The sequence below is a fragment of the Ruegeria sp. CG3 genome (genome assembly GCF_056537205.1).
Window position 1 is genome coordinate 13971 of the sequence record NZ_JBQFRC010000006.1, and the last position, 23019, is coordinate 36989.

At 61.1% G+C, this 23019-nt stretch carries 26 protein-coding genes; 20 read left to right on the forward strand and 6 right to left on the reverse strand.

All coding sequences use genetic code 11. The features are described 5' to 3' along the window. Nucleotides 1-172 precede the first annotated feature (172 nt). The 20 genes from ACR0NB_RS18160 to ACR0NB_RS18255 all read left to right on the forward strand — a co-directional run bounded on the left by ACR0NB_RS18160 (nucleotide 173) and on the right by ACR0NB_RS18255 (nucleotide 18130). Entirely contained in the window at nucleotides 173-508 is a 336-nt protein-coding gene (locus tag ACR0NB_RS18160) for an ArsR/SmtB family transcription factor (protein ID WP_170342961.1), read from the forward strand. After that, nucleotides 501-956, forward strand: coding sequence for an SRPBCC domain-containing protein (locus ACR0NB_RS18165; protein WP_170343461.1), 456 nt, complete (start codon nucleotides 501-503; stop codon nucleotides 954-956). The genes ACR0NB_RS18160 and ACR0NB_RS18165 overlap by 8 nt, the downstream gene beginning before the upstream one ends. Before the next feature lie 150 nt (nucleotides 957-1106). Continuing rightward, nucleotides 1107-1322 (forward strand): DUF1127 domain-containing protein, encoded by a 216-nt coding sequence (locus ACR0NB_RS18170; protein WP_170343462.1) that lies wholly within the window; start codon nucleotides 1107-1109, stop codon nucleotides 1320-1322. A gap of 542 nt (nucleotides 1323-1864) precedes the next feature. Beyond that, nucleotides 1865-2338 (forward strand): 50S ribosomal protein L15, encoded by a 474-nt coding sequence (rplO, locus tag ACR0NB_RS18175; RefSeq protein WP_170342955.1) that lies wholly within the window; start codon nucleotides 1865-1867, stop codon nucleotides 2336-2338. Between the two features lie 109 nt (nucleotides 2339-2447). Then, nucleotides 2448-3812 (forward strand): preprotein translocase subunit SecY, encoded by a 1365-nt coding sequence (secY, locus tag ACR0NB_RS18180; protein ID WP_093965375.1) that lies wholly within the window; start codon nucleotides 2448-2450, stop codon nucleotides 3810-3812. Next, nucleotides 3809-4453: an adenylate kinase gene (locus ACR0NB_RS18185; RefSeq protein ID WP_170343464.1), complete on the forward strand. Its 645-nt coding sequence runs from the start codon at nucleotides 3809-3811 to the stop codon at nucleotides 4451-4453. Before secY ends, ACR0NB_RS18185 begins: the two co-directional genes overlap by 4 nt. 199 nt (nucleotides 4454-4652) lie before the next feature. Then, nucleotides 4653-5021, forward strand: coding sequence for a 30S ribosomal protein S13 (rpsM, locus tag ACR0NB_RS18190; protein ID WP_093965378.1), 369 nt, complete (start codon nucleotides 4653-4655; stop codon nucleotides 5019-5021). 15 nt (nucleotides 5022-5036) lie between these two features. Then, the gene (rpsK, locus tag ACR0NB_RS18195) at nucleotides 5037-5426 is read left to right on the forward strand and encodes a 30S ribosomal protein S11 (RefSeq protein WP_008757289.1); all 390 of its coding nucleotides are present in this window, start codon (nucleotides 5037-5039) and stop codon (nucleotides 5424-5426) included. A 116-nt stretch (nucleotides 5427-5542) separates the two neighbouring features. After that, nucleotides 5543-6559, forward strand: coding sequence for a DNA-directed RNA polymerase subunit alpha (locus tag ACR0NB_RS18200; protein ID WP_170342951.1), 1017 nt, complete (start codon nucleotides 5543-5545; stop codon nucleotides 6557-6559). 118 nt (nucleotides 6560-6677) lie between these two features. Continuing rightward, on the forward strand, nucleotides 6678-7103 hold the full coding sequence (gene rplQ / locus ACR0NB_RS18205) for a 50S ribosomal protein L17 (RefSeq protein WP_093965383.1): 426 nt from the start codon (nucleotides 6678-6680) through the stop codon (nucleotides 7101-7103). 171 nt (nucleotides 7104-7274) lie between these two features. Then, the gene (locus tag ACR0NB_RS18210) at nucleotides 7275-8660 is read left to right on the forward strand and encodes a trypsin-like peptidase domain-containing protein (protein WP_480776431.1); all 1386 of its coding nucleotides are present in this window, start codon (nucleotides 7275-7277) and stop codon (nucleotides 8658-8660) included. 4 nt (nucleotides 8661-8664) lie between these two features. Next, nucleotides 8665-9978 carry a replication-associated recombination protein A gene (locus ACR0NB_RS18215; protein WP_480776432.1) on the forward strand — a complete coding sequence of 438 codons (1314 nt, stop codon included), beginning with the start codon at nucleotides 8665-8667 and terminating at the stop codon, nucleotides 9976-9978. A 96-nt stretch (nucleotides 9979-10074) separates the two neighbouring features. Next, entirely contained in the window at nucleotides 10075-10881 is an 807-nt protein-coding gene (locus ACR0NB_RS18220) for a crotonase/enoyl-CoA hydratase family protein (RefSeq protein WP_170449007.1), read from the forward strand. A gap of 133 nt (nucleotides 10882-11014) precedes the next feature. Next, nucleotides 11015-12058: an RluA family pseudouridine synthase gene (locus tag ACR0NB_RS18225; protein ID WP_170372856.1), complete on the forward strand. Its 1044-nt coding sequence runs from the start codon at nucleotides 11015-11017 to the stop codon at nucleotides 12056-12058. Further along, nucleotides 12055-12726, forward strand: coding sequence for an HAD-IA family hydrolase (locus ACR0NB_RS18230; RefSeq protein WP_170372854.1), 672 nt, complete (start codon nucleotides 12055-12057; stop codon nucleotides 12724-12726). The genes ACR0NB_RS18225 and ACR0NB_RS18230 overlap by 4 nt, the downstream gene beginning before the upstream one ends. 4 nt (nucleotides 12727-12730) lie before the next feature. Continuing rightward, nucleotides 12731-13438 carry an ATP12 family chaperone protein gene (locus ACR0NB_RS18235; protein WP_170342941.1) on the forward strand — a complete coding sequence of 236 codons (708 nt, stop codon included), beginning with the start codon at nucleotides 12731-12733 and terminating at the stop codon, nucleotides 13436-13438. Between the two features lie 210 nt (nucleotides 13439-13648). After that, a complete protein-coding gene (locus tag ACR0NB_RS18240; protein WP_093965393.1) occupies nucleotides 13649-14665 on the forward strand; it encodes an amino acid ABC transporter substrate-binding protein in 1017 nt (338 codons plus the stop codon). 126 nt (nucleotides 14666-14791) lie between these two features. Continuing rightward, on the forward strand, nucleotides 14792-16024 hold the full coding sequence (locus ACR0NB_RS18245) for an amino acid ABC transporter permease (RefSeq protein WP_170361668.1): 1233 nt from the start codon (nucleotides 14792-14794) through the stop codon (nucleotides 16022-16024). 3 nt (nucleotides 16025-16027) lie between these two features. Then, entirely contained in the window at nucleotides 16028-17326 is a 1299-nt protein-coding gene (locus ACR0NB_RS18250) for an amino acid ABC transporter permease (RefSeq protein WP_170342939.1), read from the forward strand. A 12-nt stretch (nucleotides 17327-17338) separates the two neighbouring features. After that, a complete protein-coding gene (locus tag ACR0NB_RS18255) occupies nucleotides 17339-18130 on the forward strand; it encodes an amino acid ABC transporter ATP-binding protein (RefSeq protein WP_170342938.1) in 792 nt (263 codons plus the stop codon). A gap of 49 nt (nucleotides 18131-18179) precedes the next feature. On the opposite strand, the gene ACR0NB_RS18260 is transcribed toward ACR0NB_RS18255, so the two are convergent. From ACR0NB_RS18260 to ACR0NB_RS18285, 6 genes are all read right to left on the reverse strand, one after another. Further along, nucleotides 18180-18677, reverse strand: a complete 498-nt coding sequence (locus ACR0NB_RS18260) for a SixA phosphatase family protein (RefSeq protein ID WP_170583292.1) — start codon at nucleotides 18675-18677, stop codon at nucleotides 18180-18182. Then, nucleotides 18674-19387 (reverse strand): 4Fe-4S dicluster domain-containing protein, encoded by a 714-nt coding sequence (locus tag ACR0NB_RS18265; protein WP_174820383.1) that lies wholly within the window; start codon nucleotides 19385-19387, stop codon nucleotides 18674-18676. The genes ACR0NB_RS18260 and ACR0NB_RS18265 overlap by 4 nt, the downstream gene beginning before the upstream one ends. Next, nucleotides 19324-20118 carry a sterol desaturase family protein gene (locus ACR0NB_RS18270; RefSeq protein WP_480776462.1) on the reverse strand — a complete coding sequence of 265 codons (795 nt, stop codon included), beginning with the start codon at nucleotides 20116-20118 and terminating at the stop codon, nucleotides 19324-19326. The genes ACR0NB_RS18265 and ACR0NB_RS18270 overlap by 64 nt, the downstream gene beginning before the upstream one ends. 52 nt (nucleotides 20119-20170) lie before the next feature. Continuing rightward, nucleotides 20171-21034 (reverse strand): acetylglutamate kinase, encoded by an 864-nt coding sequence (gene argB / locus ACR0NB_RS18275; protein ID WP_093965404.1) that lies wholly within the window; start codon nucleotides 21032-21034, stop codon nucleotides 20171-20173. 156 nt (nucleotides 21035-21190) lie between these two features. Then, nucleotides 21191-22594: a PepSY-associated TM helix domain-containing protein gene (locus ACR0NB_RS18280; RefSeq protein ID WP_480776433.1), complete on the reverse strand. Its 1404-nt coding sequence runs from the start codon at nucleotides 22592-22594 to the stop codon at nucleotides 21191-21193. A 66-nt stretch (nucleotides 22595-22660) separates the two neighbouring features. Beyond that, nucleotides 22661-23017, reverse strand: coding sequence for a DUF2946 family protein (locus ACR0NB_RS18285; protein WP_480776434.1), 357 nt, complete (start codon nucleotides 23015-23017; stop codon nucleotides 22661-22663). Between the last annotated feature and the right edge of the window lie 2 nt (nucleotides 23018-23019).

Consider the following 23019-nt stretch of genomic DNA (forward strand, 5'->3'; position numbering starts at 1 on the left):
CGCCTGCGCGGAATGTCGGAAGACCGCCTTTTGCGTTGAACTTGGCCAAGGCCTGGCCAGGAACTCACAGGTAGACACCTTTTTTGCCCTCTGTCCTGACCTTTAAATTAAAAACATAGCCAAACGGCTAACTTTTTCTTGACGCGGGCGGTGCGTTGAAATACTTAGCCTAATGGCTAACAAACTCGATACATTTTTTTCTGCGCTGGCCGATCCGACCCGGCGTGCCGTGATCGAACGGCTGATCACTGGCCCAGCGGCCGTGTCAGAGCTGCACGAAGCGCACGACATGGCTCTTCCTTCGTTTCTGAAGCATCTCGGCAAACTGGAATCCGCTGGAATGATCCGTTCGGAGAAGATCGGTCGGGTTCGCATGTTGCATATCGAAGCCGCCCCGATCGCCGAGGCGGAAGGTTGGTTGAAACAACAACGTCACCTCTGGGAAGGCCGGCTGGATCGCCTGTCTGCACTTGCCGAGCAAATTGAAAAGGAATCCGATGATGGCTGATTACGAAACTTTGATCCTGGAACGCGAGATTTCCTGCGCTCCCGACCGGCTGTTTCAGGTGTTGACCGACCGCGAGTTACGCCAGAAATGGGCCGCACCAGACGATGAAAGCGTAGTTCTGATTGATGTTTTTGACTGTCGACCCGGAGGCCGTGAGGAAACGCGGTGTGGACCGAAAGAGGCGCCAGAGTTCAATACGACCAGCCTGTTCCACGTGGTCTCGCCGGAGTTTCTTTCATTGACCGAAACACTGGTCATTCAGGGAGAGTTGGTCTCGGTCTCGCTGTGCGGACACGAAATCATGCCGAATGGCCAAGGCAGTACGCTGCGCGTCACGTTGCAGATCACAAGCCTGGCCGGGCCAGAACTATTTCAGGACTACAAAGGTGGCTGGTCTGCTGCTTTGGACAACCTGTCCCGGCTTGCGGCCGGTAGCGGTCACTCCTGATTTGCGCCGCTATGCCAAAAATGCATAGCGGCCAGTCCAAAACCATCGTTGTTAGCGATAACTGAACTCCCTATCTCAACCCTGTCCAAGACAGGAACCAAGTAAGTGACATCGGGGAATACGCCCCGACATTCGAAAGGAAATGAGATAATGGCACACACAGCGACCCTGACACATGGCGGCTTCAACCTGACCGCCCGTATCGCAAACCTGATCGAGCGCGTGAAAGAAAACCGCGCCCGGGCCAGCGAATACACCCGCACGTATACCGAGTTGCAGCGTCTGAGCGACCGCGAGTTGAACGACATCGGCATCCGCCGGTGCGACATCGCCGACATCGCCCGCGAGCACGCCTACTGCTCGTAAGATACGGGACGACAACATATGAAGCAGAGGCGCCCAAGTGGCGCCTCTTTTTTGTTTACGGGCCCCACACGGGCAGGAAAATAGTTGTTACCACAACTGCGACGTTGCGCGGCGCCGGGAATTGGGTCACTCCAATGAAGGCAAGCCGTCAAGACGGGAGCACCATACCCGATCAACTTTTCGCGGCGCCGGGCCCTTGCCCGGCCGAACGAAAGTCTTGACCGGTTTTTTCACGAGGATACCGTCTCGATCCATTTGTACGGGCGCCGGATGCGGGCGATCATGCGCAAGAACCATGGTGGAATACCACATCCTGACAGCCTGGTCGGGCGACTTGTGGCCAAACATGGAATTGTGCCCCAAGACGCGCCCATTGCTAGCCGCGACGACTGAGCCGCTGCTGCCGGGCAATCAAAACTTGCAACTCGGGGCGCGAGGCTGTACTGCGCTCCGGTGGCGTGTTTGCCACGAGAATCAAAACCAAGAAATGCCGTGTTTGGCCCATCACGCTTCGGGGTCATATCCGGCTTAGGAGAAGCGACATGAAACTGCACGAATTGCGCGACAATCCCGGCGCCGTCAAGAAACGCACCCGCGTTGGCCGTGGTCCCGGCTCTGGCAAGGGTAAAATGGGTGGCCGCGGTATCAAAGGCCAGAAATCTCGTTCGGGTGTGGCCATCAACGGCTACGAAGGCGGCCAGATGCCGCTGTATCAGCGCCTGCCCAAGCGCGGCTTCAACAAGCCGAACCGCAAGGAATTTGCCGTCATCAACCTGGGCCTGATCCAGAAATTCGTCGACGCCGGCAAACTGGACGTTAAATCGGCCATCACCGAGGACGCATTGGTCGCCTCGGGTCTGGTGCGCCGCAAGCTGGACGGTATCCGCGTTCTGGCCAAAGGCGAAATCAGCGCCAAGCTGAACCTGGAAGTGACCGGCGCCTCGAAAGCGGCGATCGAAGCCGTGGAAAAAGCGGGCGGTTCACTGAAGGTCACAAAAGCCGCTGCGGCAGAGTAAGCGCTTGTGAGCGGGCGCCGACCCGCTTACATAGACCTCAGAGTTTTCCAAGACGCCGCCCGAGCCGGAAAACGGTTCCGGGCGGCGTTTTCATAAGAGAGACCGATTTATGGTATCAGCAGCAGAACAAATGGCAGCCAACACAAGCTGGGCTGCTCTGGGCAAGGCCACCGATCTGCGCAACCGCATCCTGTTCACGCTGGGTTTGCTGATCGTCTATCGTCTGGGCACCTTCATTCCGGTGCCGGGGATCGACGGTCAGGCGCTGCGCGAGTTCATGGAACAAGCGGGGCAGGGCATCGGTGGGATGGTTTCGATGTTCACCGGCGGGGCGCTTGGGCGGATGGGTATCTTTGCCCTCGGCATCATGCCCTATATCTCGGCATCGATCATCGTACAGCTGCTGACCTCGATGGTGCCCGCGCTCGAACAGCTCAAGAAAGAGGGCGAGCAGGGCCGCAAGAAGATCAACCAGTACACCCGTTTCGGAACCGTCGCGCTGGCCACCGTTCAGGCCTATGGCTTGGCGGTTTCGCTGGAATCGGGCGATTTGGCTACCGATCCGGGTCTGTATTTCCGCCTGTCCACGATGATCACTCTGGTCGGTGGCACCATGTTCCTGATGTGGCTGGGTGAACAGATCACCGCGCGCGGCATCGGCAACGGCATCTCGCTGATCATTTTCGTCGGCATCATCGCCGAGGTTCCGGCCGCGCTGGCCCAGTTCCTTGCCTCGGGCCGTTCGGGCGCGATCAGCCCGGCCGTGATCGTCGGCGTGATCGTGATGGTGATCGCCGTTATCACCTTCGTGGTGTTCATGGAACGCGCGCTGCGCAAGATCCACATCCAGTACCCGCGCCGCAATGTCGGCATGAAAGTCTATGAAGGCGGTTCGAGCCACCTGCCGGTCAAGGTCAACCCGGCCGGCGTGATTCCGGCGATCTTCGCCAGCTCGCTGCTGCTGCTGCCGGTCACGATCTCGACCTTTTCGTCGGGCGCTGCAAACGGACCGATCATGTCGTGGCTGCTGGCCAATTTCGGACCGGGACAGCCGCTTTATCTGCTGTTCTTTGCGTCGATGATCGTGTTCTTTGCCTACTTCTACACGTTCAACGTATCGTTCAAACCGGATGACGTGGCGGACAACCTGAAAAAGCAGAACGGCTTTGTGCCCGGCATTCGCCCTGGCAAAAAGACCGCCGAATATCTGGAATACGTCGTCAACCGCGTGCTGGTGCTGGGTTCGGCCTATCTTGCGGCGGTCTGCCTGCTGCCTGAAATTCTGCGCGGCCAGTTCGCCATTCCGTTCTATTTCGGCGGCACCTCGGTTCTGATCATCGTCTCTGTGACCATGGACACGATCCAACAGGTTCAGAGCCACCTGTTGGCGCATCAATACGAAGGGCTGATCGAAAAGTCCCAGTTGCGCGGTAAAGGCAAGAAACGCGGCAGGAAGGGACCCGCTCGTCGATGAATATCATTCTTCTGGGCCCCCCGGGGGCAGGCAAGGGTACGCAGGCACGTCACTTGGTTGAAACGCGGGGCATGATCCAGCTCAGCACCGGTGACATGCTGCGCGAGGCCCGCAGCTCGGGAACCGAGATGGGCAAGAAGGTGGCCGCGATCATGGACGCGGGCAAGCTTGTCACCGACGAGATCGTGATTGGCCTGATCGAAGAGAAACTGACCACCGAAAAGGGCGCTGGCTTCATCTTCGACGGCTTCCCGCGCACCCTGGCCCAGGCTGACGCCTTGTCGGCCCTTCTGACCAAGCTGGGCCAGTCGCTGCACACCGTGATCGAAATGCGCGTGGATGACGAGGCCTTGGTTGATCGGATCACTGCCCGGTCGACCTGTGGCGGTTGCGGCGAGGTCTACAATGACAAGACCAAACCGATCCCGGCCGATGGTAAATGTACCAATTGCGGCAAGGAAAACGATTTCGTCCGTCGTGCCGACGACAACGAGGAAAGCCTGCGCACCCGGCTTATGGAGTATTACAAGAAGACCTCGCCGTTGATTGGCTATTACTATGCCAAGGGTGATCTTCGACCGGTGAACGGGCTGGCGGACATCAAGGAAGTCCGGGCCTCGATCGCAGCCATATTGGGTTAAGCTTGCAAAGGGCTTGACGCCAAGCCCAAAAGCCCATATCGACCCCCATCCCTTTGGGGAATCAATCGCGCACGCGGGATTCGTTCCGCTTGTATAGACCACCTCGAATAATGCTGAACCCTCTGGCCACACTGCCACGGTTAGGCGTTGTGAAAAAAGGTTCTGGAACTACGGAACCGCAACGAAAGGAAAGTGACACGTGGCACGTATTGCCGGCGTAAACATCCCGACTGCAAAGCGGGTACCAATCGCCCTCACATATATCACCGGTATCGGCAACACCTCGGCCAAAGCGATCTGCGAAGCCGTTGGCATCGACACGACCCGTCGCGTCAATGAACTGTCGGATGCCGAAGTTCTGGCCATCCGCGAATACATCGACGCCAACTTCACCGTCGAAGGTGACCTGCGTCGCGAAGTTCAGATGAACATCAAGCGTCTGATGGATCTGGGCTGCTATCGCGGTCTGCGTCACCGCCGCAACCTGCCGGTTCGCGGTCAGCGTACCCACACCAACGCTCGTACCCGCAAAGGCCCCGCAAAGGCCATTGCTGGTAAGAAGAAATAAGGGAGGGTCTGACTGATGGCACGTGACAAGACACGCGTTAAGCGCAAAGAGCGTAAGAACATCGCATCGGGCGTCGCCCATGTGAATTCGACCTTCAACAACACCAAGATCCTGATCTCGGACGTGCAGGGCAACGCCATTTCGTGGTCGTCGGCCGGTACCATGGGCTTCAAGGGATCGCGGAAATCGACCCCCTACGCCGCTCAGATGGCTGCAGAAGATGCAGGCAAGAAAGCGCAGGAACATGGCGTCAAGACGCTGGAAGTCGAAGTTCAGGGCCCCGGTTCGGGTCGTGAATCGGCTCTGCGTGCGCTGGCTGCCGTGGGCTTCAACATCACGTCGATCCGCGATGTGACCCCGATCGCCCACAATGGCTGCCGCCCGCCGAAGCGCCGCCGCGTCTAACCGATCGAATTACCAGGCTGGGGCCGTGTTTTTACACGGCCCCGGTTCGCCGTTTTGAAACCTCGGGCGTCTGCACCTGATTGGTCATGGGGCGCAGACAGGAATGGAGGGATTACATGATCCACAAGAATTGGGCAGAATTGATCAAGCCGACCCAACTGGAAGGCAAGCCGGGCAACGATCCCGCGCGGCAGGCAACCCTGGTTGCGGAGCCGCTTGAGCGTGGCTTTGGTCTGACCCTGGGCAACGCGCTGCGCCGTGTTCTGATGAGCTCGCTGCAAGGCGCCGCCATCACCAGCGTCCAGATCGACAACGTACTGCACGAGTTCAGCTCGGTCGCAGGCGTTCGTGAAGACGTCACCGACATCATCCTGAACCTCAAGCAGGTCGCTCTGCGCATGGAAGTCGAAGGGCCCAAGCGCCTGTCGATCAATGCCAAAGGCCCCGCAGTTGTCACCGCCGGTGATATCAGCGAAAGCGCCGGCATCGAGGTTCTGAACCGTGATCACGTCATCTGCCACCTGGACGATGGCGCCGAGCTGTTCATGGAACTGACCGTCAACACCGGCAAAGGCTATGTCTCGGCCGAGAAGAACAAGCCCGAAGATGCACCCATCGGCCTGATCCCGATCGACGCGATCTACTCGCCGGTCAAGAAAGTCGCCTATGACGTTCAGCCGACCCGTGAAGGCCAGGTTCTGGACTATGACAAGCTGACCATGAAGATCGAAACCGACGGCTCGATCACGCCCGAGGACGCGCTGGCCTTCGCCGCCCGCATCCTGCAGGATCAGCTGTCGATCTTCGTCAACTTCGACGAGCCGGAATCGGCCGGTCGCCAGGACGAGGACGATGGTCTGGAGTTCAACCCGCTGCTGCTGAAGAAAGTGGACGAGCTGGAACTGTCGGTCCGCTCGGCAAACTGCCTGAAGAACGACAACATCGTCTACATCGGCGACCTGATCCAGAAGACCGAAGCCGAGATGCTGCGCACCCCGAACTTCGGCCGCAAGTCGCTGAACGAGATCAAGGAAGTGTTGTCCGGCATGGGTCTGCACCTCGGCATGGATGTCGAGGATTGGCCGCCCGACAACATCGAAGATCTGGCCAAGAAATTCGAAGACGCGTTCTAAACGCGTCTTCGCCATTGCCCGGGCTGCCGGGGACCGTATGGGCATTTCCGCCCCAAGGAGAGCCGGTGACACGCATCGCCGGCCAGACAAAGCAAAACGCGAAAGAAGGAATTGAAAAATGCGTCACGCACGTGGTTACCGCCGCCTGAACCGTACTCATGAGCACCGCAAGGCCCTGTTCTCGAACATGGCCGGCTCGCTGATCGAGCACGAACAGATCAAGACGACCCTGCCCAAGGCAAAAGAACTGCGCCCGATCGTTGAAAAACTGATCACCCTGGGCAAGCGCGGCGACCTGCACGCCCGCCGTCAGGCCGCAGCTCAGCTGAAGGAAGACAAGGACGTCGCCAAGCTGTTCGAGGTTCTGGGCCCGCGCTACAAGGACCGTCAGGGCGGCTATGTCCGTATCCTGAAAGCTGGCTTCCGCTATGGCGACATGGCTCCGATGGCGATCATCGAATTCGTTGATCGTGACATCGACGCCAAAGGCGCAGCCGACAAGGCCCGCGTCGCCGCTGAAGAAGTGGACGTTGACGAAGAATAAGAACCGGCTGCATTGCCGTTTCATGGCCCCTGTCCGGATATCCCGGTCAGGGGCTTTTTCTTATGGATCGCCACGCTTGCGGCGGACATGGCAGCGGCAAGGTTTCGCGTGCTCTATTGCATTCGCGTGCCGACCTCCGCATATCTTCGGCGGATGATGAACGGAGCTGTCATGATACGCACGATCCTGGCCGTATGCCTGATGACACTGGCCACCCATGCCGGTGCCGAGACACGGGTTCCTCAGTCACAGGTCGAGATTTCCATGGGTTTTGCCCCGGTGGTCAAAAAGGCGGCCCCGGCGGTGGTGAACATTTATGCCAAGATCGTCCGGCCTGGGCGCAGCAGTCCGATTTTCACGGATCCGTTCTTTCGCGACTTTTTCGGCGGTGGGTTCGGTACACCGCGGCCGCGGGTGCAAAACTCGCTGGGGTCGGGCGTCATCCTGACCGAGGACGGCTATGTCGTCTCGAACTATCACGTTGTCGGGACCGCGACCGAGATCCGGGTCGTGACCACGGATCGTCGCGAGTTCCAGGCCGAGGTCGTTCTGGGCGACGAGGAAAGCGACATCGCCATCCTGCGCCTGCAGGACGCGCAGGGACTGCCGTTCCTGCGTCTGCGGGATTCTGACCATGTCGAGGTGGGGGAACTGGCTCTGGCCATCGGCAATCCGTTCGGCGTCGGGCAGACCGTGTCGTCTGGCATCATCTCGGGGTTGGCGCGGTCTGGCACCGCCACCGGCAATGCACGGGGCTATTTCATCCAGACAGACGCGCCCATCAACCCGGGCAATTCCGGTGGCGCCCTGATCGACGTGAATGGTGACCTGATCGGCATCAACACCTCGATCCTGACGCGGTCGGGTGGGTCCAATGGTATTGGCTTCGCCATTCCGGCCAATCTGGTCGCAGAGTTTCTGCGGCAGGCCCAGGAAGGAAACGAAGGTTTCGTCAGCCCTTGGGCGGGTATGGCCGGACAGACCATGAGCGCAGACATCGCCGAATCCCTTGGGCTTTCGCTGCCGCAGGGCGTTGTGATCTCGGACCTCCATCCGCTCAGCCCGTTGGCCGAGGCCGGGTTGCGGGTTGGCGATATTGTGACCCACGTGGATGGCGAGGAGGTGAATTCTCCGGCTGAGATGAAGTTCCGCATGTCTGTGGCGGGTGTTGGTGGGACATCCGTTCTGACCCGGCTCCGCGGCAGCGAGCGCGCTGAGGTCGCCGTCGATCTGGTCCCCGCGCCCGAGACGCCTCCGGCCGAGGAAACCACTCTGGACGATCGCACGGTTCTTCCGGGAATGACGGTTGCGCGCATCAACCCGGCAATGATTGCCAAGATGGGTCTGCTGCTGTCGCAGACCGGTGTAGTCGTGGTCGACCCCGGCCCCTACGGCGCGCGGGCCGGTCTGCGGCCCGGCGATGTCATCAATGCCGTGAACGGGCGACAGGCTGAACGTCCCCGCGACATCGTTCGGGCGCTGCGCGATCCGGGTCGGCGGGTGCAGATCGACTTGGTGCGCGGCGGCAAGCCTGTGTCGTTGCGGTTCAGGCTGTGACCGCATGAGTGACCTGTTCGACACCGAAGGCCAGGCCTCGGAACCGGCCCCGAACCGCCCGCTGGCCGACCGCCTGCGGCCCCAGGCGCTGTCCGAGGTGATCGGGCAGCAACAGGTTCTGGGCCCCGAGGCGCCGCTGGGGGTGATGCTGGCGTCGGGCAGCCTGTCCAGCCTGATCTTCTGGGGGCCACCGGGGGTGGGCAAAACCACCATCGCGCGACTGCTGGCCAAGGAAACCGACCTGCATTTCGAACAGATCAGCGCGATCTTCACCGGTGTTCCTGACCTCAAGAAGGTGTTCGAGGCCGCCAAGTTGCGGCGGCGGAACGGCAAGGGGACGCTGTTGTTCGTGGACGAGATCCATCGCTTCAACAAGGCCCAGCAAGACGGGTTCCTGCCGCATATGGAGGACGGGACGATCCTTCTGGTGGGCGCGACCACCGAAAACCCTTCGTTCGAGTTGAACGCTGCCGTGCTCAGCCGCGCGCAGGTGCTGGTGCTGGAACGGCTGGATCTGGCCGATCTGGAACGCCTGACACAGCGTGCCGAAAAAGAGCTGGGCAAGGCGCTGCCCCTGACGCCCGCGGCGCGGGACGCGCTGCAGGAGATGGCGGATGGAGACGGCCGGGCGCTTTTGAACCTGATCGAACAGATCGCGGCCTGGTCGGTTGACGCGCCGCTGGACCCCGACGCGCTGGCCAAGCGCCTGATGCGCCGCGCCGCGAAATACGACAAGTCGGGGGACGAGCACTACAATCTGATTTCGGCGCTGCACAAATCGGTGCGCGGGTCCGATCCGGATGCGGCGCTGTACTGGTTCGCCCGGATGCTGACCGGGGGCGAGGATCCGCGGTACCTGGCCCGCCGCATCACCCGGATGGCGGTCGAGGATATCGGTCTGGCCGATCCGCAGGCCCAGTCGATCTGCCTGCATGCTTGGGAGGTGTACGAGCGGCTCGGGTCGCCCGAGGGTGAGTTGGCGCTGGCGCAGGCGGTCGTGTATCTGGCGCTGGCGCCCAAATCCAACGGAGCCTATGTGGGCTACAAGGCGGCGATGCGCCTGGCCAAACAGTCGGGCAGCGAGCCGCCGCCCAAACACATCCTGAACGCGCCGACCGGGTTGATGAAGGATCAGGGCTATGGCGCGGGCTATGCCTACGACCACGATGCCCAGGACGGGTTCTCGGGGCAGAACTACTTTCCCGAGACCATGAAACGCCCGGTCCTGTACCAGCCGGTCGAACGCGGGTTCGAGCGCGAGTTGAAAAAGCGTCTGGACTACTTTTCGAAACTGCGCAGTCAACGCAACGGGTCGTGACGCAAGGTCAGATCAGGCCGTGCCGTCGCGTTTTGCGCGACACCCAGGGCGCGGCCGGGTTTCCCTAGGGTTACATGCCGCCAGGGAGGAGCGCAGATGACCGTTTCCATCGACAAGACAGATGACGTGTGGACCATCATCCACGACCGGCCCCAGGCCAGAAACGCCGTGGATGCCGAACACGCCGCAGCCTTGGCCGAGGCCTTCATCGCCTTCGAGGACAGCACGGCCAAAGCCGCCGTGTTCTGGGGCAAGGGCGGCAATTTCTGCGCGGGCTGGGATCTCAAGATGGCGGCCACGCTGTCTGACCCGGACCTGCGCGAGCCGTATTTCGACAAGCATGCCTTTCCGATCGGGGCGGCGCCGTCGCTGCTGGGGCCGATGGGTCCATCGCGGCTGGAATTGTCAAAGCCGGTCATCGGCGCGATCGAGGGTGCCGCAGTGGCCGGCGGCATGGAACTGGCCCTGTGGTGCGACATCCGGGTGATGGCCGAGGACGCCTATATGGGCGTCTATTGCCGCCGCTGGGGGATCACGCTGATGGATGGCGGTTCGGTGCGGCTGCCGCGGCTGGTCGGGCAGGGCAAGGCGCTCGAGATCGCGCTGACAGGGCGCAAGGTCAAGGCTGACGAGTGCGAACGGATCGGACTTGCCGAGAAAATCGTGCCGCAGGGTGAAACCCGAATGGCGGCTGAAGCGATGGCGCAAGAGATTGCCCGGTTCCCGCAGGAGGCCGTCCGCGCCGACCGCCGCTCGATCATCGAAACCCGGGGGATGCCGATGCACGAGGCGTTGAAGGTCGAATGGGCCAACGGGCTGGACGCCATCCGCCGCGAGGGCACATCCGGCGCGGCTCGGTTCCGCGATGGGGCCGGGCGGCACGGGGATTTCACTGATATCTGAGCGGCCTTGGCCCCCGAACCCGTCAGCCTGCTTGACTCTTGCCTTGCGGCGCGCGACAGACGCGGATGTTTTCTGAGGCACTGACACGGGCGATTTTCCGGGCGCGCAGCATCCGGTCGCAAGGGGTATTGGCATGAGCGGCGTACAGATGATCACGGTCGAGCCGGGCGACGGCGACCAGCGGTTGGACCGCTGGTTGCGGCGCCTGTTCCCGCATGTCAGCCAAGGCCGGATCGAAAAGATGTGCCGCAAGGGCGAACTGCGCGTGGACGGCGGCCGGGTCAAGGGCTCGACGCGGTTGCAGGCAGGGCAGGTGGTGCGCGTGCCGCCCCTGCCGGACCCGGATCACAAACCGGCCCCGGCCCGCCCGCACGTGACCGATGCCGATGCGAAAATGATCCAGTCCTGCGTGATCTATCGCGACGACCACGTGTTGGCGCTGAACAAACCCCATGGCCTGCCCGTTCAGGGCGGCAGCGGTCAGGCCCGGCATGTGGACGGCCTCGCCGAGGCGCTGCGCTTTGGCTATGACGAGAACCCGCGGCTGGTGCACCGGCTCGACAAGGACACCTCGGGCGTGCTGCTGATGGCGCGTACGCGCGAAGCGGCCAAGGGGCTGACCGCGGCCTTCCGGCATCGCAACACGCGCAAGATCTATTGGGCGCTGGTGGCAGGCGTGCCGACCCCGTATCTGGGCGAGATCAAGACCGGGCTGGTCAAGGCCCCCGGTCATGGCAAGCAGGGGGAGGGCGAAAAGATGATCGCCGTCCACCTGAACGAGATCGACAGCACACCGGGTGCCAAACGGGCCCATACACTTTATGCCACGCTGTATCGGGTGGCGGGGCGTGCATCTTGGGTCGCGATGGAGCCCGTCACCGGCCGCACGCACCAGCTGCGCGCGCACATGGCGGCCATCGGGCACCCGATTATCGGCGATGGGAAATATGGCGGCTCGGGTCAGGAAAACCTGGGCGATGGCTGGGGCGCGCAATTGGGCGGGGTCATCAGCAAAAAGCTGCATCTGCACGCCCGAACCGCGTCCTTCAAGCATCCGATGACCGGCAAGCAGATCACGATCAACGCTCCGCTGCCACCGCACATGAAGGACAGCTGGGACACCTTGGGCTGGACCGAGGATCTGGCCACCGAGGACCCGTTTGAGGAGTTGCAATGACCGCGCCTCTGCGCCTGGTTCTGTTCGATGTCGACGGGACGCTGGTGGACAGCCAGGCCAGCATCGTGTCGGCCATGACCGCCAGTTTCCAGGCTCTGTCCCTTCCGGTGCCGGATCGCGCGGTGATACTGTCGATCGTGGGGCTGTCCTTGCCGATTGCAATCGCACGCCTCGCGCCGGATCAGTCGCAGGCAACTCAACGCCGGTTGGTCGAGGGTTACAAAGAAGCGTATCACGCTCATCGGCTTGAGATGGGGGCGGCAAGTTCACCGCTCTATCCCGGCGCGCGCGAGATTATCGGATCGTTGCAGGCCGTGCCCGAGATCCTTCTGGGCGTGGCGACGGGTAAATCGCAGCGGGGGTTGGATGCCTTGCTCGAGGCGCACGGGTTGGATTCTGTCTTCGTCACCCGTCAGGTGGCGGACCATCATCCATCCAAGCCGCATCCCTCGATGATCGAAACGGCGCTTTTTGAAACAGGGGTTTCGGCCGGTGATGCGGTGATGATCGGCGACACCAGCTTTGACATGGAAATGGCGCGGGCCGCCGGGGTTGCGGGGATCGGCGTGGGCTGGGGCTATCATGATCGGTCGCAGCTGAGTGCGGCGTCCGCGGTGATCGACCGGTTCGAGCAGCTGCCCGGCGTCCTGACCGCAGTCTGGGGATAACGACATGAGTGAGTGGAAACCGAAACGCTTTTGGACAGGCAGTGCCGTGGTCGCGACCGATGGCGGCTATACCATCGAATTGGACGGCCGCCGCGTGCGGACACCGGCCAAGGCTGCTCTGGTCCTGCCCACCCGGGCCATGGCCGAGGCGGTGGCCCGCGAATGGGACGCGCAGGAAAAGGAAATCGATCCGGCGACGATGCCCTTCACCCGTTCGGCCAACGCGGCAATCGACAAGGTGCAGCATCAGCACGCGGAAGTTGCCGACATGTTGTCGGACTATGGCGATTCGGACCTGCTGTGCTATCGCGCAACGCACCCCGAAGCCCTGATCGAACGTCAGCGCCACGAATGGGATCCCGCGCTGGACTGGGCTGCGGAAACGCTGGGCGCCAGACTGATCCCAGTTGAAGGCGTACGGCATCAGCCTCAAGCCCCCGAGGCACTGGACAGGCTGCGTCGGCAGGTTCACGACTTGGACGCGTTCCGTCTGGCGGCGTTTCACGACCTTGTGAGCCTGTCGGGTTCGTTGATTCTGGGTTTTGCCGCTGCCCAAAACTGGCGCAAACCGGACGAGATATGGCGCATTTCTCGGCTGGATGAATCCTGGCAGGCCGAGCAATGGGGGGACGACGACGAGGCGGTCCAAGCCGCCGAACTCAAGAAGATTGCCTTTTTGCATGCGAAAACCTTCTACGATCTATCGGTTTGAGCCTTTCTGGTCCTGATTTGAGAGGCTTGGGCGGCTGCCTTGCCGGGAACATATCGTTTTCACTGATCCGACCCTTGACGTTTGTTTATGAATGCGCCCAAACTCGGGCGCACTAAAGGGGAGACACCTTTGGGGTAACCTATCCGGCTACCTTTGTGTGTCGGACAAGATCCGTCCCGGGATGGGGCGGGAAATCAGGAAGAGGTAAAAATGAAAAAATCCGTAATCTTGGGCGCGGCGACGATTGCCGGTCTTGCTGCCGGCGCGGCCGCGGCAGGAACCATGGACGACGTCAAAGCGCGCGGCAAGCTGAACTGCGGTGTGACCACCGGTCTGGTTGGCTTTGCTGCACCTGACGCGAATGGCGAATGGCAGGGCTTTGACGTTGCTGTATGCCGCGCAGTAGCCGCCGCCGTTCTGGGTGACGCGAACGCTGTTGAATTCGTTCCCACCACCGGCAAAACCCGCTTCACCGCTCTGGCTTCGGGCGAAGTTGACATGCTGGCCCGAAACACCACCTGGACCTTCAGCCGCGACGTCGACCTGAAGTTCGAATTCGTGGGTGTGAACTACTACGACGGTCAGGGCTTCATGGTTCCCAAGGCACTGGGCGTGAGCTCGGCCAAGGAACTGGATGGCGCAACCGTCTGCATCCAGACCGGCACCACCACCGAGCTGAACCTGGCGGACTTCTTCCGCTCGAACAACATCAGCTACGAGCCGGTTCCGATCGAGACCAACGCCGAAGCGCAGCAGCAGTACCTGGCAGGTGCCTGTGACGTTTACACCACCGACGCCTCGGGCCTGGCCGCAACCCGCGCCACGTTCGAAAACCCCGGTGATCACGTTCTGCTGCCCGAAATCATCTCGAAAGAGCCGCTGGGCCCGCTGGTCCGTCACGGCGACAACGAGTGGGGCGACATCGTTCGCTGGACCCTGAACGCGCTGATCTCGGCCGAAGAGCTGGGCATCACCTCGGCCAACATCGACGAGATGGCTGCAGGTACCGAGAACCCGGAAATCAACCGTCTGCTGGGTAGCGAAGGCACCCTGGGCGAGATGCTGGGTCTGGACGCACAGTGGGCCATGCGCGCCGTCAAGGCGGGTGGTAACTACGGTGAAGTGTTTGCCAAGAACATCGGTGAGGAAACCCCGATCGGTCTGGCACGCGGTCTGAACGCACAGTGGACCGATGGTGGCCTGCTGTACTCGCCGCCGTTCCGCTAAAATCCACGGAAAAGGGCGCAGGGCAACCTGCGCCCTTTTTTGCAAAACAGAATGCTACGGGCTGCTCGGGAGCGGGGAAAACCCTGCCGGGAAGGAAGCGTCCGAAAAGCACGGGGATCCCAAAATATGTCGACTATGACTGACCCACCGAAGGCTGACTTTCGGTTGTCGATGCTCATAAACGATACACGCTATCGCTCTCTTACATTTCAGGTGATCGCGGCAATCGTTATTGCGCTCAGCATCTGGTATCTTGGTAACAACCTGATCCAGAACCTTAGGGCCGCAGGGCTCAACATTTCTTATTCTTTCCTGGGCGATCCGTCCGGGTATGACATCAACCAACGTTTGATCGAATATGACAGCCAGTCCTCGCATGGGCGTGCGGCTGTCGTCGGCATTCTCAACACGCTTTTGGTTGCATTCCTGGCTTGTATCACTGCGACGGTGTTTGGCGTGATCGCAGGTGTTTTACGCCTGTCAAACAACTGGCTCGTATCCAAGCTGATGGCGGTCTACGTGGAAATCTTCCGGAATATTCCGGTTCTGATCTGGATCATCATCATCTTCACGATCATGACAGCCGTTCTGCCGGGACCGAGGGAGTTCCGGGGCGATAACCCAACATCCAGCATGCTGTTTGATCTGTTCGCCTTTACCAACCGCGGCGTCTATGTCCCGCGCCCCGAGTTTGCGAATGGGCTCTTCGGTTCGACCTTTCTGAATTGGCTGCTGGTCATCGCGGTTTTGGTCGCTTCCTGGTTTGCGTCTCGTGAAATTGAGAAACGCGCCACGCTCAAACAGGAACAGACGGGCGAGCGTCCAAAGACTGGCCTTGTGAAACTTGCAGTTTGGCTCGTGCCTTTTGCACTGCTGATGATTTTGATGGGCCTGACCTGGGATGTCCCCGCTCTGAAAGGTTTCAACTTCAGCGGTGGTATCAAGGTCGGCGGTCCGCTGATCGCATTGTGGTTCGCTTTGTCGATCTATACCGGCGCCTTCATCGCAGAAAACGTACGTGCGGGTATTCAGGCGATTTCAAAAGGTCAGACCGAGGCTGCGGCCGCGCTGGGCCTGCGTCCCGGTCGGATCATGAATCTTGTGATCCTGCCTCAGGCGCTGCGGGTCATCATCCCGCCGTTGATCTCGCAATATCTGAACATCACCAAGAACTCGTCGCTTGCGATTGCAGTCGGCTATGCGGATATCACCGCAACGCTGGGTGGCATCACGCTGAACCAAACCGGTCGGGCGATCGAGTGCGTCTTGCTGCTGATGCTGTTCTATCTGACAGCCTCGCTGCTGATTTCAATGGCGATGAACATCTACAACGCATCCGTCAAGTTGAAGGAGCGCTGAGCCATGGCTGATCAAACAACAAATCCGATCGCATTTGTGGCCGACGGCACCATTCCTCCGTCGCCTCCGCCGGCAAACCAGACGGGTATCGTCAAATGGCTGCGCGAGAACCTTTTCTCGGGTGTCACAAACACGATCCTTACCCTTCTGTCGATTCTGCTGATCTATGTGCTTCTCAAGAACACCTTGCCGTGGATTTTGAACGGAGTTTGGAATGCGGACTCGCTGGCGCAATGCCGCGAGATTCTGGACGGCAAGACCGGGGCCTGTTTCGCAGTTCTCACCGAACGCTGGCATCAACTGATCTACGGGTTCAAATATCCGGTAGAAGCGTATTGGCGCCCGAACTTGGCGTTTGTGCTGATGCTGGTGGCTGTGGCACCTGTTCTGTTCTTCGACCTGCCTCGAAAGTTGCTGCTGTTCACGGCGCTCTACCCGTTCATCGCTTTCTGGCTGATTTGGGGTGGAACCATCATGGTGCCCATCGTGGCCCTGCTGGGCTGTGTCGCGGCAGGCGTGGTATTCCAGAAATTTGGCCGCAACAGCTTTGCAGCCGGGTTCTTTGGGGCCATTGTCGTGGCGCTGGTCGTGTGGAATGTCGGCGGGGCACTCATTCCCGAAGACGCCAACGAAGGTGCGCTGCTGACTGCGGTGCCCAGCCGTGACCTGGGTGGTTTTATGCTGAACCTGATGCTGGGCGTGACCTGTGTTTCACTGTCCTTGCCTCTGGGTATTGCACTGGCTCTGGGTCGTCAGTCCGATATGCCGCTGATCAAGTGGGTTTGCGTCATCTTCATCGAATTCATCCGTGGCGTGCCTTTGATCACGCTGCTGTTCGTGGCTTCGGTGATGCTGGCCTATTTCTTCCCGCCTGACAGCACGGTCGACCTGTTTCTGCGCGTTGTGATCATGATCACCATGTTCTCTGCCGCCTATATCGCCGAGGTGATCCGCGGCGGTCTGGCTGCGCTTCCGCGCGGTCAGTATGAGGCAGCAGACAGTTTGGGTCTGGACTACCCGCAGGCGATGCGTCTGATCATCCTGCCACAGGCCTTGAAGATCTCAATCCCTGGTATCGTAAACGTGGCCGTTGGCCTGTTCAAAGATACCACGCTGGTTTCGGTCATCTCGATGTTCGATCTGGTGGGCATGATCCGGGGTCCCATCCTGGCGTCGACCGAATGGAACGGCGTCTATTGGGAGCTTCTGGGCTTTGCCGCGCTTCTGTTCTTCGTCGTCTGTTACGGCATCTCTCAATATTCCCAGTGGCTCGAGCGTCGCCTTGCCACGGATCATCACTAAGGAGTTCAACACATGTCTGAACTTGCAATCGACCGCGAAATTGACCGCTCTAAAATGCAGGTGAGCGACGAGGTCGCCATCGAAATCACCAACATGAACAAGTGGTACGGGTCCTTCCACGTGCTGCGCGACATCAATCTGACCGTCAATCAGGGCGAGCGGATCGTGATCGCGGGACCGTCGGGGTCGGGCAAATCCACTCTGATCCGCTGCCTGAACGCGCTGGAAGAACACCAGCAGGGCAAGATCGTGGTGGATGGAACCGAGTTGTCGAACGATCTGAAGAACATCGACAAGATCCGGTCCGAGGTTGGCATGGTGTTCCAGCACTTCAACCTCTTCCCGCATCTGACCATTCTGGAGAACTGCACACTGGCCCCGATCTGGGTGCGCAAAACGCCCAAGAAAGAGGCCGAAGAAACAGCGATGCACTTTCTCGAAAAGGTCAAGATCCCCGAGCAGGCCAACAAGTATCCCGGCCAATTGTCGGGTGGTCAGCAGCAGCGTGTGGCCATTGCCCGCAGCCTGTGCATGCGTCCGCGCATCATGCTGTTCGACGAACCGACCTCCGCTCTGGACCCCGAGATGATCAAAGAGGTGCTCGACACGATGATCGAGCTGGCCGAGGAAGGCATGACCATGCTCTGCGTAACGCACGAGATGGGCTTTGCCCGCCAGGTGGCGAACCGGGTGATCTTCATGGATGCCGGTCAGATCGTTGAACAGAACGAGCCGGAAGAGTTCTTCAACAACCCGCAAAGCGAACGGACCAAGCTGTTCCTCAGCCAGATTCTGGGTCACTGAGGCGGGTCGAAAACGACGTTGGAAAGGGCGGGGTGATCCCGCCCTTTTTTCATTCCAGCAACGCGCGCGGCGTGACGAATTCGATCACCTGGCCGTCGTACCAACCGATTCCGGACCAGTCCGCCATATCAAATTGAAGAACCGTGGTCGCACAGGTCGGATAGTCGAGGAACCGCGGGTGCTCCGGTGCAGACTGAGCAATACGTTCCGCAAACTCCGCGACCCCCGGATTGTGGCCCAGCAGCAGGACCGTTTGGCCCGTCGCGCTAGACAGCGCCTGCCGCATCTGCTCGGGAGCGGCATGATAGAGTTCGGGGAGGAACCGGATGTTGCGCGCGCTCAGCCTCATCCGAAGCCAGGTCTCGCGCGTGCGTTCGGATGAAGAACTGAGGACCTCGTCGGGCCTATAACCCTTGCGTCGCAGCCAATCGCCGATGGCGGAGGCCGAAGCTCGCCCGCGCTTGTTCAGTGGTCGGTCATGATCGGGCAGGCCGGGATGGTCCCAACTGGATTTTGCGTGGCGGGTCAGGATAAGCGTGCGGGTCATTCCGGGTGAAAGGCTCTCATGTGATGGGCGGATTGCCCGGCCCGACGTCCGGCCCCCGCGCTGAGCGGACAGGCCAGCCGGGCTGCGCATCCCTGTGTCATGCAGGCCTGACCGGGCGGAGTTCGCAGGTAGCCGTGGCAGGCGTCGACGTCATAGAACGACTTGGCATTCAAGGCTCCGACCGGGCAGGCCGATGCGCAGGGCGCAGGGCAATTGATACATGGTGACGGGTTGTCTGCGACAGGAATGTCGAACTCGTGATCAAAATGCAGGGCTCCACGCAATGAAATCATCATTCCCACCGTGTCGTGCACCAGCGCGCCCACCGGGCTTTGAAACGTACGTCCCGATTTCAACGCCCAATCTATGAATGGCGCATACGGGGGGCCGCCGAATGGATACCACGCTTGGGCGCCCAGGTTTTCCGCAAGGGTGCCGACCACTCGGAGCGACCAACGGTCGACCGGATCCGGCTTGCCGTCCAACCACTCGGCCGAAGCGGTGAGGACCGGCCAAAAGCTGCTGCCTGCCCCGAGCAGAATAAGCGTGCCAGTATCCAACTGTTTGGCGCCACTCACCCGCGGGTGTTGTGCGCCCATGACGATCAGGCCCGCGGCCTCGGATGTGGACACCACTTGATCATAGGTCACTTGCGCCGAAACGGCAGAGCGAGGCTCCACCCCAGCTTCGTCGGTCGATCGTCCTGCCATTTCAGCCCCACCGTCATGTCATCGTGGCCGGCCTCGGGCTGCGCCACATATGTTCCCATCAAACGATCCCAGATGGATAATGCAAAGCCATAATTGCTGTCATGTTCCCTGCGCAGCACCGAATGGTGGACCCGGTGCATGTCCGGCGTGACCAGTATTCGGCGCATGGCGGCATCCACGGCGGCGGGCAGGCGGATGTTCGAATGGTTGAACAAAGCCGTGCCGTTCAGCAGGACTTCGAACAGGATGACCGCGAGCGCGCTGGGCCCCAGCAGGTAGACGAGACCGATCTTCAAACCCATCGACAAGGCGATTTCGACTGGGTGAAAGCGAACGGCCGTGGTGACATCCATATACCGGTCGGCATGGTGCACACGGTGAAGACGCCACAGGATCGGCACCTTGTGGGTGATCAGATGTTGCGCCCAGATGGCGAAATCCAGCACCAGGACACAAAGGGTGACCTCGACCCATTTGGGCCAGTCCAGAGTGTTGAAAACTCCGACGCCCAACCGGCCGGCATCCAAGGCCGCCCCGACCGCCAGCAAAGGGAACCCGATCGCCATCGCCCGCAGTGTCAGTGTGTTCAAAAGGGTGACCGATAGGTTGGTCAGCCAGCGGCGCGATCGAGGCACGCGTAGTGGGCGGCGCGGGGCAAGCCTTTCGGCCAACGCGAAGGTCAGAAACAGCGTCAAAAAGATGCCCAAGCGGATGATGAGTTCACGCTCCATGTATTCAAATTTAAGCATGTGAGTGTGAACTGCAAGGGTGGGCTTGCTCGCTTCAGTCGGGGCGGATCAGAGACCCCGCACCATGTTCGGTGAACAGTTCCAGCAGCACGGCATTGGGGGCACGGCCGTCCAGAATGACCACGGCGCGCACGCCGCTGTGCAGCGCGTCCAGCGCGGTTTCGGTCTTGGGGATCATGCCGCCTGCGATAGTGCCCTCGCGGGTCATCTCGCGGATCTGGCCCGCCTTCAACTCGGTCACGACCTCTCCGGCGGCGTTCTTGACGCCGGACACGTCCGTCAGCAGCAGCAGGCGATCGGCCTTCAACGCCGAGGCAATTGCGCCGGCGGCGGTGTCGCCGTTCACGTTGAATGTCTCGCCGTTTCGACCGGCCCCCAGCGGGGCGATCACCGGGATCACGTCATGCGAGAACAGATCATGCAGGATCTTGGGATTCATTTCGGCGGGCGTGCCGACATAGCCCAGCGACGCGTCGGTCTGGTCACAGGTCATCAGGTTGGCATCCTTGCCCGACAGGCCAACGGCCGTTCCGCCCTGAGCATTGATGGCCTGCACGATGCGCTTGTTCACCACGCCGGACAGGACCATCTCGACCACTTCGACCGTGGCGGCATCGGTGACGCGCTTGCCGTTCACGAAGTCCGACTGGATGTCCAGTTTGTCCAGCATCGCGTTGATCATCGGCCCGCCGCCATGCACGACAACCGGGTTCACGCCGACCTGACGCATCAGCACCACGTCTCGGGCAAAGCTCTCCATGGCTTCGTCGCTGCCCATGGCGTGCCCGCCCAGTTTGATCACGACGATTGCCCCGTCATAACGCTGCAGATAGGGCAGGGCGCTGTTGAGCGTGGCGGCGGTGGCTATCCAATCCCGGTTCATGTCCTGTTTCTTCATGGCTGTCGTCCCTCTGGCCTTCCCTGTTAGGGCCTTTGGCCGGACCTGCCAAGCCCGGAACGGGCAGGCCTCAGGTTTTGTTGCGTGGCGCGCCAAAAGGGGGACGCTGCCGCGCCACGCAACCGGACAGTGCCGCGGCGGCACCGCCCGAACCGGTCAGTTGAATGTGCGCCGAACCGCGGGGATTTTGCTGACAATCAGCAGGTCGACGGCCAGCACCGCAAGCAGCGTCAATCCGACCAACGGAAAGGCCATGGCCGTGAACAGCCCGATCAGCACCGCGCCCTTCCAAAGGGGCATCTCGGCCGGCATCGGCGGCGCCGCCAGACGGCCGGTGCCGGAGGGCCGTCGCTTGATCCACATGACCACGCCGGACACGCAGACAAAGATCACCGACAGGCAGAACACCACGTTCAGGACAAAGTTCCACAGACCCGCCAGACCCATATGCAGCGGAATGCCCACCGCCATTGCCTTGCCCATCAGCGAGTAGTCCTGAAACCGCACGTCGGCCAGGATCTTGCCGGTGTACTGGTCGACATGGACGGTGCGGTCCTCGGTGGTGTCGGTCGAATCACCGCTCATGCTGTCGCGGTTCAGGGTCCACACGCCCGTGTCACCGTTGGGATAGGCAACGCGGAACCGGTTCTGCATGCCCAGGGACCCACCCAGCGCAACCATCGCATCGATATTGACCGGAACACCCGTCGGGACCCAGACAACGCCTGCCTCCGAACCCGAGGCCGGCATCGGCGTCTGTTCCAGCGCCCAGGGCACGTCGTTCTGGCTGCCGTGGTTCATGCTGGCATGCAGATCGTCCGACAGTGGGACGTTGTCCCATTTCTCGGCCGGAAAGCTGCTCCAGGCCTGCACGAACTTGCCGCCCCAGATCCCGGTCCAGGACATGCCCGAGATCAGGAACCCGACCAGCAACAGCGACATCCAGAACCCGGTGACCGCGTGCAGAGATTTCCACAGGGCCCGACCCCGCGCCCGCAGGTCGGGCACCAAGGCCGCCACAACCTTTCCGCGCGGCCACCACATGTAAAGGCCGGTGAAAACCAGCAGCAGCGCCATCCCGGCCGCGATTTCCAGAATCCGGTCGCCGGTATCGCCCATCAGCAGGGTCGAGTGGATGTTGTCCGCCAGATCGTACCACCCCGCGCGACGGTCCCAGACCTGGATCACCTCGCCGGAATACTGGTCGATCGCCACCATGCGCTGGCCGGTTTCGGCTTTGACGCGGAAAACGGTTGCCAGATCCGGCGCTTTGGGGCCGATCCATTCGACCACGCGGCCCGGAACGCGGGCCTGCACCAGATCGGCCAGTTCGGATGCGGGCATCGCTTGGCCCGTGATCTCGACCGCGATCTTTTCTCCGTCGCGGCCATCGGATTGGGTAATGAACATCATCATCAGGCCGGTCACCGCCAGGATGATCAGGAAGGGGACAACAAAAAGCCCCGCATAGAAGTGCCACCGCCAAGCGGCTATGTAGAATTTTTGCGCATGCTCGCGCCGGGCCGCCTGCGCGACCCCGGTTTGGCTGTCTTGTGCCATTTCAGTCTCCAGAAATTCGGAACATCCCCGGCCGGGTGGCCGAGGTTTCAGGTTTTGTTCACAGACTCAGGAGAGGTGGGGCGGACCCCGGGCATCATACAGGGCGTGGAATCCGGCGCTGCGATGGGTGAAATCCACATGCGCCCAACGCGCAGAAATCGGCCAGTCGGCCGGCAACACCGTTCCCACTTCGGGCAATTGGCCTGCAAGAACAATCCCGCCATAGGGGCAGGCGCTGCGTTCGTCGGTTTCCTTGTGGTTCGGGGCGTCCTCGCCCGGGTTGATCCAGCGCTCGACCGGGCCGTCGCCGGTGCAGATCACCATCAGGATCGCCTCGTCCGAGCTGCGCGTGGGCATCCAGCCCATCGGGATTGCACCGGCTACCATCACGGCAACCAGTGTCAGCACCGAAATGACGCGCATCC